The 14,825-nt window shown below is 51.6% G+C and carries 17 protein-coding genes and 2 pseudogenes; 17 read left to right on the top strand and 2 right to left on the bottom strand.

Features of this window, described 5'->3' with window-relative positions; all coding sequences use genetic code 11:
• Positions 1-254 precede the first annotated feature (254 nt).
• From OMP38_RS17320 to OMP38_RS17255, 15 genes and pseudogenes are all read left to right on the top strand, one after another.
• Positions 255-1,106: a sirohydrochlorin chelatase gene (locus tag OMP38_RS17320; protein WP_277566238.1), complete on the top strand. Its 852-nt coding sequence runs from the start codon at positions 255-257 to the stop codon at positions 1,104-1,106.
• Between the two features lie 202 nt (positions 1,107-1,308).
• Positions 1,309-2,223, top strand: coding sequence for a diacylglycerol kinase (locus OMP38_RS17315; protein WP_277566237.1), 915 nt, complete (start codon positions 1,309-1,311; stop codon positions 2,221-2,223).
• 107 nt (positions 2,224-2,330) lie between these two features.
• Positions 2,331-4,196, top strand: coding sequence for a 23S rRNA (uracil(1939)-C(5))-methyltransferase RlmD (gene rlmD, locus OMP38_RS17310; RefSeq protein WP_420869669.1), 1,866 nt, complete (start codon positions 2,331-2,333; stop codon positions 4,194-4,196).
• Positions 4,197-4,256: 60 nt separating this feature from the next.
• Positions 4,257-4,433, top strand: coding sequence for a hypothetical protein (locus OMP38_RS17305; RefSeq protein ID WP_277566236.1), 177 nt, complete (start codon positions 4,257-4,259; stop codon positions 4,431-4,433).
• Positions 4,426-4,700 (top strand): annotated as a pseudogene (locus OMP38_RS17300) (zeta toxin family protein); the annotation flags it as partial. The gene OMP38_RS17305 and the pseudogene OMP38_RS17300, both read left to right, overlap by 8 nt.
• Before the next feature lie 484 nt (positions 4,701-5,184).
• Positions 5,185-6,135 carry an AAA family ATPase gene (locus OMP38_RS17295; RefSeq protein ID WP_277566235.1) on the top strand — a complete coding sequence of 317 codons (951 nt, stop codon included), beginning with the start codon at positions 5,185-5,187 and terminating at the stop codon, positions 6,133-6,135.
• 19 nt (positions 6,136-6,154) lie between these two features.
• Positions 6,155-6,247, top strand: coding sequence for a winged helix-turn-helix domain-containing protein (locus tag OMP38_RS36645; RefSeq protein ID WP_477100074.1), 93 nt, complete (start codon positions 6,155-6,157; stop codon positions 6,245-6,247).
• Positions 6,234-7,805, top strand: coding sequence for a LuxR C-terminal-related transcriptional regulator (locus OMP38_RS17290; protein ID WP_277566234.1), 1,572 nt, complete (start codon positions 6,234-6,236; stop codon positions 7,803-7,805). Before OMP38_RS36645 ends, OMP38_RS17290 begins: the two co-directional genes overlap by 14 nt.
• 108 nt (positions 7,806-7,913) lie before the next feature.
• Positions 7,914-8,345 carry a DUF6326 family protein gene (locus OMP38_RS17285; RefSeq protein ID WP_277566233.1) on the top strand — a complete coding sequence of 144 codons (432 nt, stop codon included), beginning with the start codon at positions 7,914-7,916 and terminating at the stop codon, positions 8,343-8,345.
• A gap of 158 nt (positions 8,346-8,503) precedes the next feature.
• Positions 8,504-8,887 carry a DUF3862 domain-containing protein gene (locus tag OMP38_RS17280; protein WP_277566232.1) on the top strand — a complete coding sequence of 128 codons (384 nt, stop codon included), beginning with the start codon at positions 8,504-8,506 and terminating at the stop codon, positions 8,885-8,887.
• A gap of 137 nt (positions 8,888-9,024) precedes the next feature.
• The gene (locus tag OMP38_RS17275; RefSeq protein ID WP_277566848.1) at positions 9,025-9,876 is read left to right on the top strand and encodes an ankyrin repeat domain-containing protein; all 852 of its coding nucleotides are present in this window, start codon (positions 9,025-9,027) and stop codon (positions 9,874-9,876) included.
• A gap of 40 nt (positions 9,877-9,916) precedes the next feature.
• A pseudogene (locus OMP38_RS17270) lies at positions 9,917-10,063 on the top strand (IS630 family transposase); the annotation flags it as partial.
• Between the two features lie 136 nt (positions 10,064-10,199).
• Complete coding sequence (locus OMP38_RS17265) at positions 10,200-10,604, top strand: type II toxin-antitoxin system VapC family toxin (RefSeq protein ID WP_277566231.1); 405 nt, start codon at positions 10,200-10,202, stop codon at positions 10,602-10,604.
• A 96-nt stretch (positions 10,605-10,700) separates the two neighbouring features.
• Positions 10,701-10,874 carry a hypothetical protein gene (locus tag OMP38_RS17260; RefSeq protein ID WP_277566230.1) on the top strand — a complete coding sequence of 58 codons (174 nt, stop codon included), beginning with the start codon at positions 10,701-10,703 and terminating at the stop codon, positions 10,872-10,874.
• A 357-nt stretch (positions 10,875-11,231) separates the two neighbouring features.
• On the top strand, positions 11,232-11,993 hold the full coding sequence (locus OMP38_RS17255; protein ID WP_277566229.1) for an SDR family oxidoreductase: 762 nt from the start codon (positions 11,232-11,234) through the stop codon (positions 11,991-11,993).
• Positions 11,994-12,466: 473 nt separating this feature from the next.
• Here OMP38_RS17255 and OMP38_RS17250 read toward each other — a convergent pair whose 3' ends face one another.
• Both OMP38_RS17250 and OMP38_RS17245 read right to left on the bottom strand, forming a co-directional pair.
• Positions 12,467-12,658: a hypothetical protein gene (locus tag OMP38_RS17250; RefSeq protein ID WP_277566228.1), complete on the bottom strand. Its 192-nt coding sequence runs from the start codon at positions 12,656-12,658 to the stop codon at positions 12,467-12,469.
• Between the two features lie 5 nt (positions 12,659-12,663).
• A complete protein-coding gene (locus tag OMP38_RS17245; RefSeq protein ID WP_277566227.1) occupies positions 12,664-13,014 on the bottom strand; it encodes a thioredoxin domain-containing protein in 351 nt (116 codons plus the stop codon).
• 190 nt (positions 13,015-13,204) lie between these two features.
• Between OMP38_RS17245 and OMP38_RS17240 the strand changes: the two genes are divergently transcribed.
• Complete coding sequence (locus OMP38_RS17240) at positions 13,205-13,759, top strand: type 2 periplasmic-binding domain-containing protein (RefSeq protein ID WP_277566226.1); 555 nt, start codon at positions 13,205-13,207, stop codon at positions 13,757-13,759.
• On the top strand, positions 13,698-14,816 hold the full coding sequence (locus OMP38_RS17235) for a type 2 periplasmic-binding domain-containing protein (protein ID WP_277566225.1): 1,119 nt from the start codon (positions 13,698-13,700) through the stop codon (positions 14,814-14,816). Before OMP38_RS17240 ends, OMP38_RS17235 begins: the two co-directional genes overlap by 62 nt.
• Positions 14,817-14,825: the final 9 nt, after the last annotated feature.

Genomic DNA, 14,825 nt, shown 5'->3' with positions numbered 1-14,825 from the left:
ATCGCGCAAATCTGCTCAATAGCCTGGCTGAATTCGCGTTCAAGAGGCGATTATCGGGATGCATCCTGCAGATTTGCGCGACAGACGCCGCAAAGCGCTTTTTCAGTTGATCTATCGCGTACAATTGCAGGATACGCGCCAACCGTGCGAGACCGTGACTGGATGCACGTGCCGCGCCGTCTCTTCGTTGACACCGGCCACTGCGTTGGATAGCATGAAGGAAATAGCTGTCTAGCCGGAGGTGCGCAAGCAGGATGAAGGATTACGTCGGAGGAAATGAGAGAGAGCGGGAGGAGCGCGGCGGGACAGACGGAGCCGATCGTCCCGGGATCCTCGTCATCAGCCACGGCTCGCGCGAGCCGGGCTGGGTGGCGCAGGTGGACGAGGCCGTCGCGGAGGCGCGGACGAAGCTGCCGGCGGACTTGCCGGTCGTGGCATCGTACTTGGAGTTGGTCGAGGGCCGGCTGATCCAGGACGGCGTGCGCGCGCTGGAGGCGCTGGGCGTGACCGACATCTACGCGCTGCCGCTGTTCGTCTCGTCGGGCAGCACGCATGTCGACGAGATCGGCTGGGCGCTGGGCGCGTATGCGGAACCGCGGCGCGAAACGGATCTGGAGCCGGTCGCCGTATCGGCGCGGCTCTCTTACGGCGAGCCGATCGGCAGCGATCCGGAGATCGCGCGCGCGCTGGCGGACAAGCTCGCGGCGCGATCGCGCGAGCCGGCGGCGGAGTGCGTGCTGCTCGTCGGTCACGGCAGCGACGAGCCCTGGTTCTACGAAGCGTGGCGCCGGGAGCTCGAGGGGTTGGCGGCGGAGCTCGCGCGCATCGGCGGCTATGCCGGCGCGGAAGCGGCGCTGCTGCGCCCGGACGAGCCGGCGGCGCGGATCGCGGTCTTGCGCGCGCGGCATCCGGAGGCGAGGATGCTGGCGGTACCCGTTTTCCTGAGCGAAGGGTACTTCACCTCGTCGGCCGTGCCGAACCGGCTAGCGGGGCTGGATATCGACTACGCTGAGAGCGCGCTGCTGCCGCATCCGCTCGTCAGCGACTGGATCGCCGGCAGGGTCCGGCATTGGCTATCGCGCCGCATGGAAAGGCTTGAAGTTTGACCGAATAGATAGGGCGAATGGAGGCCCCCGCTTGATGAGAAAAGCGGGGGGTTTTTGCCGTTCAATGTCAGGATGGCGTGAGTTGTGTCCGAGGGTGCGCGCCGCCCGCCGGCCGCGTTGACATTGGCATGACGATTCAGTAGCATGAATAGGTAAAGGTTGAATCGGATCGGATAGAGAGCGATAGAAGAGGGGATTCAAGTTGGATATTGTGAGAGCGCGGTTGATCTACAATCCGACCTCGGGCCGCGAGGAGATGCGCCGGAGGCTGCCGCAGATTCTGCAGCGCCTCGAACGCGGCGGGATCGAGACGTCCTGCCACGCGACGGAATCGGAGGGCGACGCCGTCCATGCCGCTTCCGAAGCGGTTGAACGGGGCTTCGACATCGTCATCGCGGCAGGCGGCGACGGCACGCTGAACGAGGTGATCAGCGGCATCGCCCCTCACGAGCGCCGTCCAGCCATCGGCATTCTGCCGGTAGGGACGACCAACGATTTTGCCAGGGCGCACGGCATCCCCAAGAAGTGGGACGAGGCGTGCGACCTGATCGTCAAGCGCTACGCGAAGCCGGTGGACATCGGACAGGCCGACGGCAAGTACTTCATTAATATCGCGGGCGGCGGCTCGCTGACCGAGCTCTCCTACGAAGTGCCGAGCAAGCTCAAGACGATGATCGGGAATCTGGCCTACTACATACGGGGATTCGAGAAGATCGCGCGGCTGCGTTCCTTCCATATGAAGATCTCGATGGACGGCGTCGGCGATTTCGAGGACGAATACATGCTCATGCTGATCGCCAATAGCAACTCGGTCGGCGGCTTCGAGAAGCTCGCGCCAAGCGCCTCGGCGAGCGACGGCATGTTCGACGTGCTGCTCATGCGCAAGTGCAACCTCGGCGAATTCATCCGTATCGCGACGCTGGCCATGCGGGGCGAGCATCTGCAGGATTCGCACATCACGATGTTCCAGACGAACCGGGTCACGGTCGAGTCGGATGCGGACCTGGACATGAATCTCGACGGGGAATACGGGGGGCAGATGGCCCGGACGTTTACGATGCTGCCTGGACACGTGCGGATCATTATGGATGAGCTGGGAGAGACGAAGTATCACTGACGGACAAGTGAGATGAAGTATCTCACTGAGGGACAAGTGAGATATAGCATCTTTAAGAGGCCATCATATTTATATAGAAGCGGAACCTATGAACGGGGCTGGACAGCATGAGTGACAAGGACAAGCGCGGCGGTGCGCGGAGCGGAGCGGCGAATCAAGGCGGCAAACCCAGGAGCGACGTCGGGAAAGAAGGGCGGCATTCGTCTGGCGGAGCAGGCGATCGCGGTCGAACGAGCGGCGGCCAGCAGGAGCGGGGGCAGTCGAGCGGGGCGATGGTTCGAGCGGAATCGCGCGGGCACGGCGGCGGCCGCGTGGCTTCGGGTGCGAGCGGCGGGCGACCGCAGGATCGCCGCGAGGGCGAGGGTGCGAGCGGCGGGCGACCGCAGGGCCAGCCGCAGCATTCGCGCGGTGCGCGGGAGCGCCGTCAGGGCGAGGCGCCGCGCCAGATCGCGGGCGTGCCGGTCGCGGTCGGCGATTCCGTCGTCATCGACATCGTCGGGATGACGCATGAGGGGCAGGGTGTAGGCCGGGTCGAGGGCTACACCCTGTTTGTGTCCGGCGCGGTGCCGGGCGACCGGGTGCAGGCCGAGGTGCAGAGCATCGGCAAGTCGTTCGGCCGCGCGCGCATGGCCGCGCTTGTCACGGCGAGCCCGGACCGCATCGCAGCGCCGTGCGAGATCTATGAGGCATGCGGCGGCTGCCAGCTGCAGCATTGGGGCTACGCGGCGCAGCTCCGCTGGAAGCGGGAGCACGTCGCGGGCGTGCTGGCGCGCATCGGCAAGCTGCCGGTGGCGCCGCTGGAAGAGGCCGCCGGCGAAGCGGGCGGCCTAGAGGGCGCGGCCGCCGCGCAAGCCGGCGGCCGCGAGAGCGCGCCCGATGCGGGGCGCGCGCCGGTCGTCGTCCATCCCGTCATCGGGATGGACGAGCCTTGGCGCTACCGTAACAAGGCGCAGGTTCCAATGGCGGCCGGCATCGGCGGCCACGGACTTATCGGCGGCTTCTTCGAGCAGGGAAGCCACCAGGTCGTGGACATGGAAGCCTGCCTCATTCAGCAGGAGCAGAACGAAGAGACCGTGCGTGCCGTCAAGCGCATCGCCCGGTCTCTCGGCTATGCCGCCTACGACCGCGCCACCGGGCGCGGCCTGCTTCGCCATGTCGTCGTCCGCCACGCCGAAGCGACCGGCCAGCGCATGGTCGTCCTTATCACCAACGGCCGCGACCTGCCGCATGTCGACGAACTCTGCGGACTTATCCGCGAAGACATCCCCGGCGTCGCGAGCATCTGCCAGAACATCAATACCAGCCCGACGTCCCAGGTATTCGGCGAAGAGACTCGTGTCCTCTGGGGAACCGACGTCATCTATGACGAGATCGGCGGCATCACCTTCGCCATCTCCGCGCGCTCCTTCTTCCAGGTCAATCCGACCCAGACCGAGCGCCTCTACCGGAGCGCCGTCGACTACGCGGGCCTGACCGGCGAAGAGACCGTCATCGACGCCTACTGCGGCATTGGCACAATTACTCTCTTCCTCGCCCGCCATGCTCGTCGCGTGTACGGCGTCGAGATCATCCCCGAAGCGATAGAGGACGCCCGACGCAATGCGCTGCTTAACCACATCGCCAACGCCGAATTCGCCGTCGGCCCGGCCGAAGTCATCATGCCGCAGTGGCAAGCCGAAGGCGTCGCCCCCGACGTGATCGTCGTCGATCCGCCGCGCAAGGGGTGCGATCTGGCGCTGCTTGCCACGATGCTAGAGCTTCGCCCGGCGCGCATCGTATATGTCTCCTGCGATCCGGCCACGCTTGCGCGTGATCTACGTGTGCTTGAGGATGGCGGCTATCGGACAGTGGAAGTGCAGCCGGTGGATATGTTCCCCCCATACCACCCATGTAGAGTGCGTATCGCGGTTAATCAGAACAAGGATGACTCCATAAGTTACTCATCAAACAAGAAGACCATTTTACTAAATTAAAGTTTTAGCTTTGCTATAATCAGATTCAAATGAGACTGATGTAACGGGATGGTGAGTTACATGAATCAAATAAAAGAACTGCAAAAACTAATTAGACTTACGGGCGATCGCGCAAAATTGGATGCCAAAGCCAACGGGACATATATTGTATATAAGACAAAAGATGGTCAGATCGTAAAAGAATACTATAACGGAGATATTGTTCCCCTTTCCGACGAGGATGTCCCTCATGCATGAGTGGGCACCGATCATGTATGTGTTTGCAGGAAATAACGGAAGTGGAAAAAGCACGATTAGAAACTTGATCGCAGATCGGCTTGGAATCAGCGTTAACATAGATCCCGATGCTCTTGCCCGGGGAATAGATCCTGTTCACCCTGAACGCCGAAAAGTATTTGCAGGGAAATTAAACTGGCTAGAGATTGTATTCATAACAAACGTGATTTTTCAGCCGAAACAACACTCGCTGGAAAAAATGCCATCCGCCTTATGCTCGATGCAAAGGCAAAACTTTGTGCGATTTACGATTTAGTACGTTCACGGCGGATGGCAACGACTTCAAAATAAGGTGCTGAAGGATAAAATTGAGGTTTCTGTCGTTCTGGACCTAGATTTGGGCGTCGTATGCGTAGATATGTCGTAGCAGATCATCTGTTGGAGCTGTAATTTACAGGGACGTAGAATCATATCTACCGTTCATTTTTTATTCAGTTTTGAGTGACACTAAGTTTTGAACAATCTGTCAAATTGGAGCGGCTGATCATCGAGATTGGCCGTTCCCTTATATTGCACGGATTTCCAACATGAATGCAGTGCGCCAGAACGTAAGAAATCGGCTCGGTCTTAGTCATCTTTAGCACATTTTTAGTATAATATCCATATAAAAAAGGACTTGTGTTTTTGGTTTGAAGCACTTTGCGCATATGCATTATTCTTATAGCACGATATGCCATAATATTACTACTTGCAAGGTCGAGGAGGTGTCGTTATGAAGCAAGAAACAAAATCTCATGTAACTAACGAAGTTCTAACTACGAAGCTAGAGAAGCCGCCCTCACGGCAATTGATGGTTGATCGAAACCATTTGCTTGATCTGCTTAATAGAGGTCAGGATAAAAGGCTAAGTCTTGTTTCAGCGCCTGCAGGCTTTGGAAAAACAACCGTAGTGAGTCAATGGGCGTCGATTTGTGACCGGCCTGTTGCATGGCTTTCGTTAGATGAAAGGGATAACGATGTTATACGCTTTCTCACATATGTAATAGAGGCGATTCGAATCGTTTTTCCAAACGTAGGAAATGGAATTCTCATTTCGCTAAGATCCCCTCAATTGCCACAAATTGATGCAGTCCTAAGCCAATTTATCAATGAACTTAACACCATGCAAAAGGCTTTTACGATGGTCATTGATGATTATCATTTAATAAATAACCGTTCTATTGAGCAAGGTCTACGCTTTCTAGTCGCACAAATGCCTTCTCATATGAATTTAACCATCGTATCACGTGACATTCCCGATCTACCGTTATCCAAGCTGCGTGCTAAAAATCAGCTGATGGAGATAGGCGTTAAGGATTTGCGTTTTACAGGCATCGAAACGGTATGTTTTCTAAATCAAGTCATGGGGCTTAGCCTAACAAAAAAAAATATTATCGAACTTGAAAAAATAACGGAAGGATGGGTTACAGGCCTTCAACTCGCAGCACTTTCCATTCAAGGGAATAAAGATGGCACCTGTTTATTGGAGACGGACTTCCTAGCGGGGAGCCGCCATTTTGTTATGGAGTATCTATTTGATGAAATTCTTGTCCAACTGCCCGAACACATACTAAATTTTTTAATGGCTACTTCCATGCTCGAACGGTTTTCTGCACCTCTTTGTGATGCTCTATTATCGGATGAATTGATTCCTACTGGTTGGAATAGCCAAAAAAACGATTGAATATCTGGAAAGAAAAAATTTGTTTATCATTCCCTTAGATCAGGAACGGCGGTGGTATCGCTACCATCATCTTTTCGCTGAGCTATTAAAAATGAGATTTGAAAAAAAATAGAGAACAAATTGCCGACGATCAGGATATTATCTCCAAGCTACATAAGCGGGCAAGCCTTTGGTATGAGAACAATCATTTCATACTTGAGGCTTTTTATCATGCGGTGGAAGCAAAGGATATTGAAGGTGCTTCCAGACTTGTAGAAGGAGGCGGCGTTCCTTTACTTTATCGTGGCGCAGCAACACCGGTTGTTCATTGGCTTGAATCGCTACCTTTATCCGTTTTAGATGCTAAACCCTCGTTAAGAGTGCTATATGCCACAACGCTATTGTTTCTGGGTAGAGTTGGAGAAGTTGAGAAAGTATTGGTCACGGCGGAGAACGCTCTACGCGCACTCCCTCAAAACGAAAATAAACAAAATTTAATGGGACATATTTCCGCGACCAGAGCAGCGGTGGCTGTTTCGCAAAACAATTTATCTCGCATTATGGAATGCTCTCAACATGCTATCGAAAACCTTAGTCCTCTAAACCTGCCGGTACTTGCTGCTACGAAGTGGACATTGGGCTTCGCTCGCCAGATGCAAGGCAATCCTAAATTGGCACGGGAAGCTTATGACGATGCGCTGAGGAGTAGTGAAACTATAGGTCATTTTATTATCATAATCTTGGCTTCAATTGGATTAGGCAACATTTATGAAATGGAGAATCAACTCCACTTGGCTAAAAGTAGCTACATGAAAGTTCTGAATTTAGATGGACACTTAGCTTTTCCGGCTTCCGCTGTCGCTTATCTCGGTTTATCACGTATCGCTTACGAACAAGATCACATGAAGGAAGCGTTAGATCTCATTCAAGAAGCCATACAATTGGCGCGGCACTTGAACAATATGGACACCCTTGCAGTTTGCGAGCTATTCCTTGCAAGAATAAACCTTGCTCAAGGAAAAGTAGGAGAGACTTTGAAATTACTCAAACAAGCAAGCCAGTCCCTTCAAAAAAATAACTTCTCTAAGAACATGTACAAGGTTGCACAAGTTGAAGTGCTTACCCGACTTCACATCAATGATATCCCATCGGCACAATATCTTGTTCAGAAATACAATCTGACCAATGAGCAAATTCGTGTGCACTTGGCTGCAGGTGAAACAGATCAAGCCTTATTAAAAATAGAATCGATGTCTCCAGCATCAATGGAAAGGCTGATTCTGCATGCATTAACCTATTTTCAGGCAAAGGAAATACAAAAAGCTGTTGTGCCTTTAATGGAGGCCATTGAGATCGCTAAAACAGAAGGTCACCTGCGTGTTTTTTTAGATGAAGGAGCTCCAATGGAAGCACTTTTAAAAGCTTCTCTGCGATTTGAAATTATGACAGATCATATAAACACGTTACTTTTACATTTTTCAACGAAACATCCATCTGTGGCTCCCTTAACTCAAAGAGAATTGGAGGTTTTACGCCTAATTGCTCAGGGGCTTTCCAATCATGAGATCAGCAAGATGCTTTTCGTCACTCTCAATACCATTAAGGGGCATAATCAACGTATCTTTTCTAAGCTGCAAGTCAAAAGCCGCGCCGAAGCAATCTTACGCACACATGAGCTGCGTTTGCTATAAGTTACTGCTCTTGTGAATTTGAAAAACAACACTTTAGTGTCTAGGTATCCATTCTCCCTCGTGATAAATTGTTTCTAACAACTTTTGATTTATGAGAGGGAGATTACGATGAATACGCAAAATAAAGCACAAAGTGCGCTAGAAGACATCAAAGTCAATGTGAAACTGAAGATTGCTACACTGTGGACGAGTTTTATGTTTCTCTACGTTTATGTTGATTATTTTCACTTGTATATGCCTGGCAAGATAGAAGATATACTGGCAGGAAAAGTATTTACATTTGACATTACTTTTGTCTTTCTATTGATAGCTCTTGTTTTGGTGACAATTCCAGTTCTTATGATTTTCCTTTCTGTTGCCCTGCCGGCTAAGGTAAATCGCCGGGCAAATATCATTATTGCCGCGGTGTATATTCCGTATATGTTGTTTAATTTAGCAGGAGAGGCTTGGGCGCACATGGTGTTTGGTGCCGTTGTTGAAGTTGCTCTTCTTTGTCTAATTATCAGGTATGCATGGAAATGGCCGTCTTCGTTATCATGATCATCCAGTTCGCCATCGTTAGGCGAGACAGCGCATAAGAATCTCGGGACCCTCGTTATGTTGTATTTGATAACGGGGGGATTTCTATTTGCTAGGTGGCCTACTATTTGGCATCGGTACGCTTTTTGCCCGCATTATGTGGAACTATAGGAGGATGTATGAAAACCATTCGACTAGCAATCATCATATATCTTATGCTCACAGCGGCGGCATGCAGCAATGCGAGCGACAATGTTCAGAAAGGGCCGACGGGGAGTTCCGCTGTTTCCCCAGCGGAGTCGCCAAGCGGCAATACAGGATCCGCTGAAAAAGTTGAAATCACGAAGGAAAAATACGATAAAATCAAAAATGGAATGACCTACAAAGAAATCATTAAGATTGTCGGCGGCGAAGGAGAAACAAAAACGGAAACGGGCGAGGAAGGCAGCGACTTGCATGGCATTGGTGTGATGTATAGAGGCAGGGGCGAGGTTGGGGCGAGTGCCACCTTCGTTTTCGTGGGCGACAAATTGCAGGCTAAATCGCAATTTGGGCTCCAATAGTTTCTCTTGGTATTCATACTCGTACTGCTTAATTCCTTCTTATTAATGAATGGCTCTGTCACATTATATCCAATGGACCGACATATAAGGACTACCGGTGCGCACCTTGATGTCAAACTGAGTGCTATTTGACGCTTATGGTTATCGAGCATTGTTGCGACGTTCCGCATAACACTGCTTTTATTTTGGGATTAGAAGGGATGTTTTACATTGTGATAATTTCTGAAAACGAGCCTCTTGCGGTCACCTTGCGCGAGGTAATCCGCACCGGCGATATCCCGGGATTGCAGAAGCTGCTCACCGAGAATCCGGGATTAGCTACGGCGAGAATTATAGGAGGCGATATGCGTAACGGTAACGTATCACGTACGCTGTTGCATGTGGCTACCGACTGGCCCGGCCATTTTCCAAACGCTGCGTCAACGATAGCCACATTGGTCAAAGCTGGCGCTGAGGTGAACGCTCGAATCGCCGGTCCTAATATCGAGACACCTCTTCATTGGGCCGCGAGCAGCGATGATATCGAGGTGCTTGATGCGCTTCTCGATGCCGGCGCTGATATTGAGGCGTCGGGTGCGGTCATCGCCGGTGGAACGCCGCTGGACGACGCAGTGGCGTTTGGGCAGTGGAGGGCTGCACATCGTCTGGTTGAGCGCGGCGCAAGTTTCGCTCTCTGGCATGCGGCTGCGCTCGGACTGTTGGATGACATGGAAGCCCACTTTACCGGGACCACACTTGAACAGCGATATCCGTGGGGAGCCGGGCACAATCCACCTCCTGATGAAGTTACCGTCGCCTTCTGGTGCGCTTGCCACGGCGGACAGCAGCACTCTGCCGAGTATTTGCTCGAACGAGGGGCCGAATTGAACTGGATTTCCGTGTGGGATGGATTGACCCCCTTGGATGCAGCACAACGAAGCGCTACTGACGATTTGGTTCAATGGTTGCACAACCGGGGTGCTAAATCCGCCAAAGAACTACATCGTTAAGACATTGACTCTTGAAGGTTGTTCTCATCAGTAGATGACCACCTACACGCTTGCCGCAGCTGACGAAGAAAAGCAACGCTTGTTTGTCGAAACCACCCTGCCAAGGTTAAAAAAAAATTACGAGAACGGCGAAAATGATCATTTATTGTTTGAAGATGAGAGCATGATTCGTGATTATCAAGCGCTGGATGGGTAGAACAGGTTGAAAGAAGATATTTGAAGTGATTGCAGTCGTACGATATAGAGTGAGTGATCCATGTTCCTATTCTCAGAACAACCGAGCTTCTTAAAGAAGTGGGCCAATCGCGTGAGGAATGGAATGCATGAGCAGAGGGTATCTCCTGGACACGAATATTGCGATCGTGATTCTTATTAACGAGAGTAATGTAATCGATTTTGTTCAACAGGCCTCCCGTAGTAAAATGCCGATTTATTTTTCGGCAATTACGATTTCTGAGGTATTTGCAGGGTTAAAGCACGAGGAACAACTACGCGCAGAAAACTGTTTACATCAAAAAAGATGTATAGATGTTTCATCCGAAATTGCAAAAATAGCTGGAACGCTACGTAGGGATCTTATAAGCAAGGGACGTAAGTTAAAAACGCAGGATGCTCTTATTATTGCTACAGCGTCAGTTCATGAACTTACATTAGTTTCTAGAGATTCTAATATGAACTTTGTCGAGCAAGAATTGGGTATCCCGCGATTAAATATAGATATAGTTTAAGCTTAACCGTCTCTTCTACTATAAGTTGGAGAGCCGGTTTTTTAATATCAATTTACTCCCCTATATACGACCAAATCATTTAATTCAGGAGACGGTATGAGTAGCGATCTGGAGCAACAATTATTTAGGGCTTTGAAAGACATAGAAGCTCTTAAACAGGAGAATCGTTCCTTGAAGCTCCAACTTTCCAACTATACAAATCTTGAGGAAACGGCACCTCCGGCACAATATTTACCTAAAACTGCAAATGAACAAGAACCAACATCATAAATTCCTGTGACTAAAGTTATGACCGCTGTCACTACTCGACTTGAGTTGAAAAACATAAGATCAAAAAAGATAGGAATACTTATCCAAGTTTGTAAAAGCTAGAGGAGGAGCAAAAGGATGTTATCACATAATAGCTAAAATGCGCGGGAAGCGTTGTCGTGAGCATGCTGCTGATCGCAGCATAGGTTACAGGGAATTGGAAAACCGGCGGTCTTGTCGGCGTAAATGAGGGCTTGATCATCTTCAGCTATGTCTCTACAAGCTACGCTACAGGAAACGTGACCGGACTCTTTAAGTTAAATTTTCGACAAACATTCTGTATCGCACAATTTGGAGGGAACTGTATGAATCGTTTACATGGCAAAGTTGCATTCGTATCGGGAGGGGGGCCGCGGAATCGGCGCGGCGGCGGCGCTGGAGCTGGCCAGGCTTGGGGCTAAGGTTGCCGTAAATTATGTGCGCCAGGCGGAGTCGGCGCAAGCTGTCGTGGATCGGATCCGGCAAGCCGGGGGAGAGGCGGCGCTTGCCAAAGCGGACGTGCGCGATCCTGAACAAGTAAGGGAAGCACTGGATTCCATTCGGGCAGCATGGGGCGACATCGACATTCTGGTGAACAATGCGCATATGTCATTTGTTATGAAGCCGGTAATGGGGATGCAATGGGAAGAGTTAGCCCAGAAGTTGAACGACGAGATGAAGGCTGCTTTTACATTGACGCAAGCCGTATTGCCTGCCATGACCGAACGGAAATACGGAAGAATGATTTACGTTTCCAGCAATGCGGCCGACACCCCGGTGCCTTATATGGCCGCACACGGCTCGGCCAAGGCGGCGCTTGAAGCGTTCGTCAAATATGTGGCGCTGGAGAGCGCGCCTTATGGGGTGACCGCCAACATCGTTTCACCCGGGCTGGTCGAAACGGAAGCGTCAAGCGTAACCCCGGAAGCGGTCAAGCAGCAGCTCGCGGCGATGACTCCGATGCAGCGGGTAGCTTTGCCGGATGACCTGTCGGGGGCGATCGCCTTTTTTTGCCGGCGAGGAGAGCCGGTTCGTCACCGGCAGCTGCATGAAAGTGAACGGCGGCATCCATATGGATTAGTGCCTCCAGCGGACACGTGACCGACAAGGCGCGTTCCCGGGCTCGCAGTCGCCTTTGTCTGGCTCAGTCAGCCGGACAAGGGCGATTTTTACATTCAATTTGCTCTCTCCGTATCGGCGGCAAAAGTATAGGCTTATGTCCAGATCGCAGCTCATGCGCGGCTGTCCCATTTCGCTCATCCCGCTTTCAGATGCAAAAAAGGATTTTGGAGCTGTTGCGGTGAATCGTTATTTTGGGAAAATGGACTTCGCATATGCCGAAGAAACATCGGGAACGGACTTGGATCGAGGCGAACGCATTGGCCTTCATCTGTATCGTACCTGTGCCCGTCCGGGAACTCTCAAGCCAACGAATTGAGCAAAGATGAGCAACATCCACTTCATAGGAACCTTGCAGCATAGACGGAAACCTTATGTCGACCATAAACACCCCCCGAAACGCATACGGTTTCGGGGGTTCTGTTTTGCGCTCATTTTTCGTCATACAGCATTTCTTAGGCCAAGGCTTGTTCGACTTCTTTTATTAACCCGCTTGCATCAATTTCATCAGGGTATTGGATTTCATTGCCGTTAATGAATACGGTCGGCACCATCTTCACATGACGTTGAATGGCTTCTGCAATAATGCTTAAACTTAAGTCGATGTTATCAGGTTGTTCCTGTAACCCATACGCTTCGGTTAACATTTTTTTTAATCGAATGGCTGTCGGCTTCGCTCCACTGGCTTTGTTTGGCGAATAAATCCTTCATCAGCTCGTAGACTCGCTCCGGATCCTTGTAGTCTAAAAAAGGCGTTCGCGAGCGAGCCGTAGAAAAGCATTTCGCGCGGTTTGTCATAGTGTTTAACCGCATATTGAACTTGTCCGTTCTCGATATAAGAAGGCAATGTTTCATCAGCAGCTTGAAAGAATGTTGCGCAATACGGGCACGCCAAATTTAAAAACACTTCTACTTTTACAGGTGCATCTTCCTTGCCATAGCTTAAAAATGCATTTTCGATAACTCGTGTCATGTTCAATCCCCTTTTTTGCTGGCTTGCCATGATTATAACATCAATACCCCCTCGTCAAATTTCTTGATTCCGCACACGATTTCTTGAACCAGCCTGCTAGTTCCCCCCCATAAGCAGCACCTATAATGAATTCAAGTAAACGCTAACAAGTTAGGTAGCAGCGCATAGGGGATCAGGTCATGTTTACGAACAACAGCGAACAGAAGGGTGTTGGAAATGGATGAATAAAAAATGGTTAGCGATCGGCTTGACAGCTATGGTTGCGCTTACAGCGTGTTCGAAGGACAACTCGAATGCTTCGAATTCTTCAAATGCTTCGAATTCTCCGAAAGCCTCGGAAAACGCAAAGCAGTCCAAGCTATCGCTGAATTGGTCGGTTACGAGCGCATTCCTGGCGAATGTCACGCTGCCGTCGGCAGACAAGGATTTTGTAAAGAAAACGATCGAAGACAAATTCAATGTCGATTTGAAAATCGATTATATGGTCGTCGGCAAAGAGTATCATGACAAGCTGAACGCTACGCTCGCCGGCGGAAGCGCGCCTGATTTGTTTATCGCAGGCGCCGCCGAATCGCAAAAGTACATTCATGACGGCATCACGACCAATCTGGATTCGTTCGTGACGCCGGAGACGATGCCGAACTACTTCAAGTGGGTCAGCAAGGAGGAAGTGGATGCGTTCCAGCTGAAGCAAGGGGGAGTTCTCGCGCGCCATGCTGCCCTTCCAGCGCAATACGTATGCTTCTTGGTACATTCGGCAGGATTGGCTCGATAAGTTGGGACTGAAGGCGCCTCATACGTACGCGGAGTTGACCGACGTGATGACCAAGTTCACCAAGGACGATCCCGACGGCAACGGCAAGCAGGATACGTACGGATTCTCCGCGGCGGGAAGCGGCCTGAGTTTGCCGCTGGATTTTCCGCAGTGGCTCAATAACGGTTTTGTCGCCGACTTTATGATCGCGGACAATCGCTTTGTCGATAACCGGACGGATCTGAAAGTGCAAAACGTAATCGATCAAGTGGTGGCGTGGAACGAAGCCGGCATCGTCGATCCCGACTGGTTCCTGAACAAGCCGCCGGCCCATATCGATAAAGCGGCGCAAGGCAAGGTAGGCATGATCTTTACGCCGGGCGACAAGACCGTCGCGCTGGACAGCGTGGCGACCTCGCTGCAAAACCGCACGAAGGCGCTTGATCCGAATGCGGATTGGCAGCCGATCTTCCCGCTTGATCAGCCGGTGATGTGGAAATACAACGTGCCGGAGAGTACCATTCTGATCAGCAAAGCGACAGCCGACAAAAATCCGGAAAAAGTGAAGCGATCCCTGGAAATCGTGGACTGGCTGACCAGCGAGGAAGGCTTCTTGCTCACTCACTACGGGCAAGAAGGCAAGCACTATTCGAAAGACGGCAACAAAATCACGCTTAACGTGGATGCTTTCGAAAGCGATATCGCGAAAGCCGGCAACTGGCTGAACGTGTATGCGGTGTTCACGCCGGACGAACCGAACGTGCTCGGGCTGGAACTGATCGACTCCCGCGTATCCGAGCATGACCGCGCGATTCTCAAGACGGTGGAAGGCTTCCCGAAACACAACGCACTGCCGCCGGTTAGCCTGGTTCCGCCGGATGGCATCAATATCGGAGATTTCCGCAGCCAGATGAGCAAGTTCCACGCCAAGGCCGTGCTCGACGACAAGAGCGGCAAAAACTGGCCGCAATACCGCGAAGAGCTGATGACCAAGTTCAGAGGGCGCGACATTTTCACGGAGTATACCAAACAAATCAACGCAGCGCTGAAAGACAAGAAGCTGGACGATTTTAAGTAATCGTTCCGG

This window comes from Cohnella ginsengisoli, assembly GCF_029525555.1.
In the GTDB taxonomy this organism is placed as follows: Bacteria; Bacillota; Bacilli; order Paenibacillales; family Paenibacillaceae; genus Cohnella; species Cohnella ginsengisoli.
This window is presented reverse-complemented; position numbering and strand designations above follow the sequence as displayed.

Excerpts from the sequence above, each read along its gene's own strand:
- OMP38_RS17320 (WP_277566238.1), top strand. The coding sequence starts at position 255 with ATGAAGGATTACGTCGGAGGAAATGAGAGAGAGCGGGAGGAGCGCGGC.
- rlmD (WP_420869669.1), top strand. The coding sequence starts at position 2,331 with ATGAGTGACAAGGACAAGCGCGGCGGTGCGCGGAGCGGAGCGGCGAAT.
- OMP38_RS17305 (WP_277566236.1), top strand. The coding sequence starts at position 4,257 with ATGAATCAAATAAAAGAACTGCAAAAACTAATTAGACTTACGGGCGAT.
- OMP38_RS17295 (WP_277566235.1), top strand. The coding sequence starts at position 5,185 with ATGAAGCAAGAAACAAAATCTCATGTAACTAACGAAGTTCTAACTACG.
- OMP38_RS17285 (WP_277566233.1), top strand. The coding sequence starts at position 7,914 with ATGAATACGCAAAATAAAGCACAAAGTGCGCTAGAAGACATCAAAGTC.
- OMP38_RS17280 (WP_277566232.1), top strand. The coding sequence starts at position 8,504 with ATGAAAACCATTCGACTAGCAATCATCATATATCTTATGCTCACAGCG.
- OMP38_RS17275 (WP_277566848.1), top strand. The coding sequence starts at position 9,025 with ATGGTTATCGAGCATTGTTGCGACGTTCCGCATAACACTGCTTTTATT.
- OMP38_RS17265 (WP_277566231.1), top strand. The coding sequence starts at position 10,200 with ATGAGCAGAGGGTATCTCCTGGACACGAATATTGCGATCGTGATTCTT.
- OMP38_RS17260 (WP_277566230.1), top strand. The coding sequence starts at position 10,701 with ATGAGTAGCGATCTGGAGCAACAATTATTTAGGGCTTTGAAAGACATA.
- OMP38_RS17255 (WP_277566229.1), top strand. The coding sequence starts at position 11,232 with ATGGCAAAGTTGCATTCGTATCGGGAGGGGGGCCGCGGAATCGGCGCG.
- OMP38_RS17250 (WP_277566228.1), bottom strand. The coding sequence starts at position 12,658 with ATGTTAACCGAAGCGTATGGGTTACAGGAACAACCTGATAACATCGAC.
- OMP38_RS17245 (WP_277566227.1), bottom strand. The coding sequence starts at position 13,014 with ATGGCAAGCCAGCAAAAAAGGGGATTGAACATGACACGAGTTATCGAA.
- OMP38_RS17240 (WP_277566226.1), top strand. The coding sequence starts at position 13,205 with ATGAATAAAAAATGGTTAGCGATCGGCTTGACAGCTATGGTTGCGCTT.
- OMP38_RS17235 (WP_277566225.1), top strand. The coding sequence starts at position 13,698 with ATGCTGCCCTTCCAGCGCAATACGTATGCTTCTTGGTACATTCGGCAG.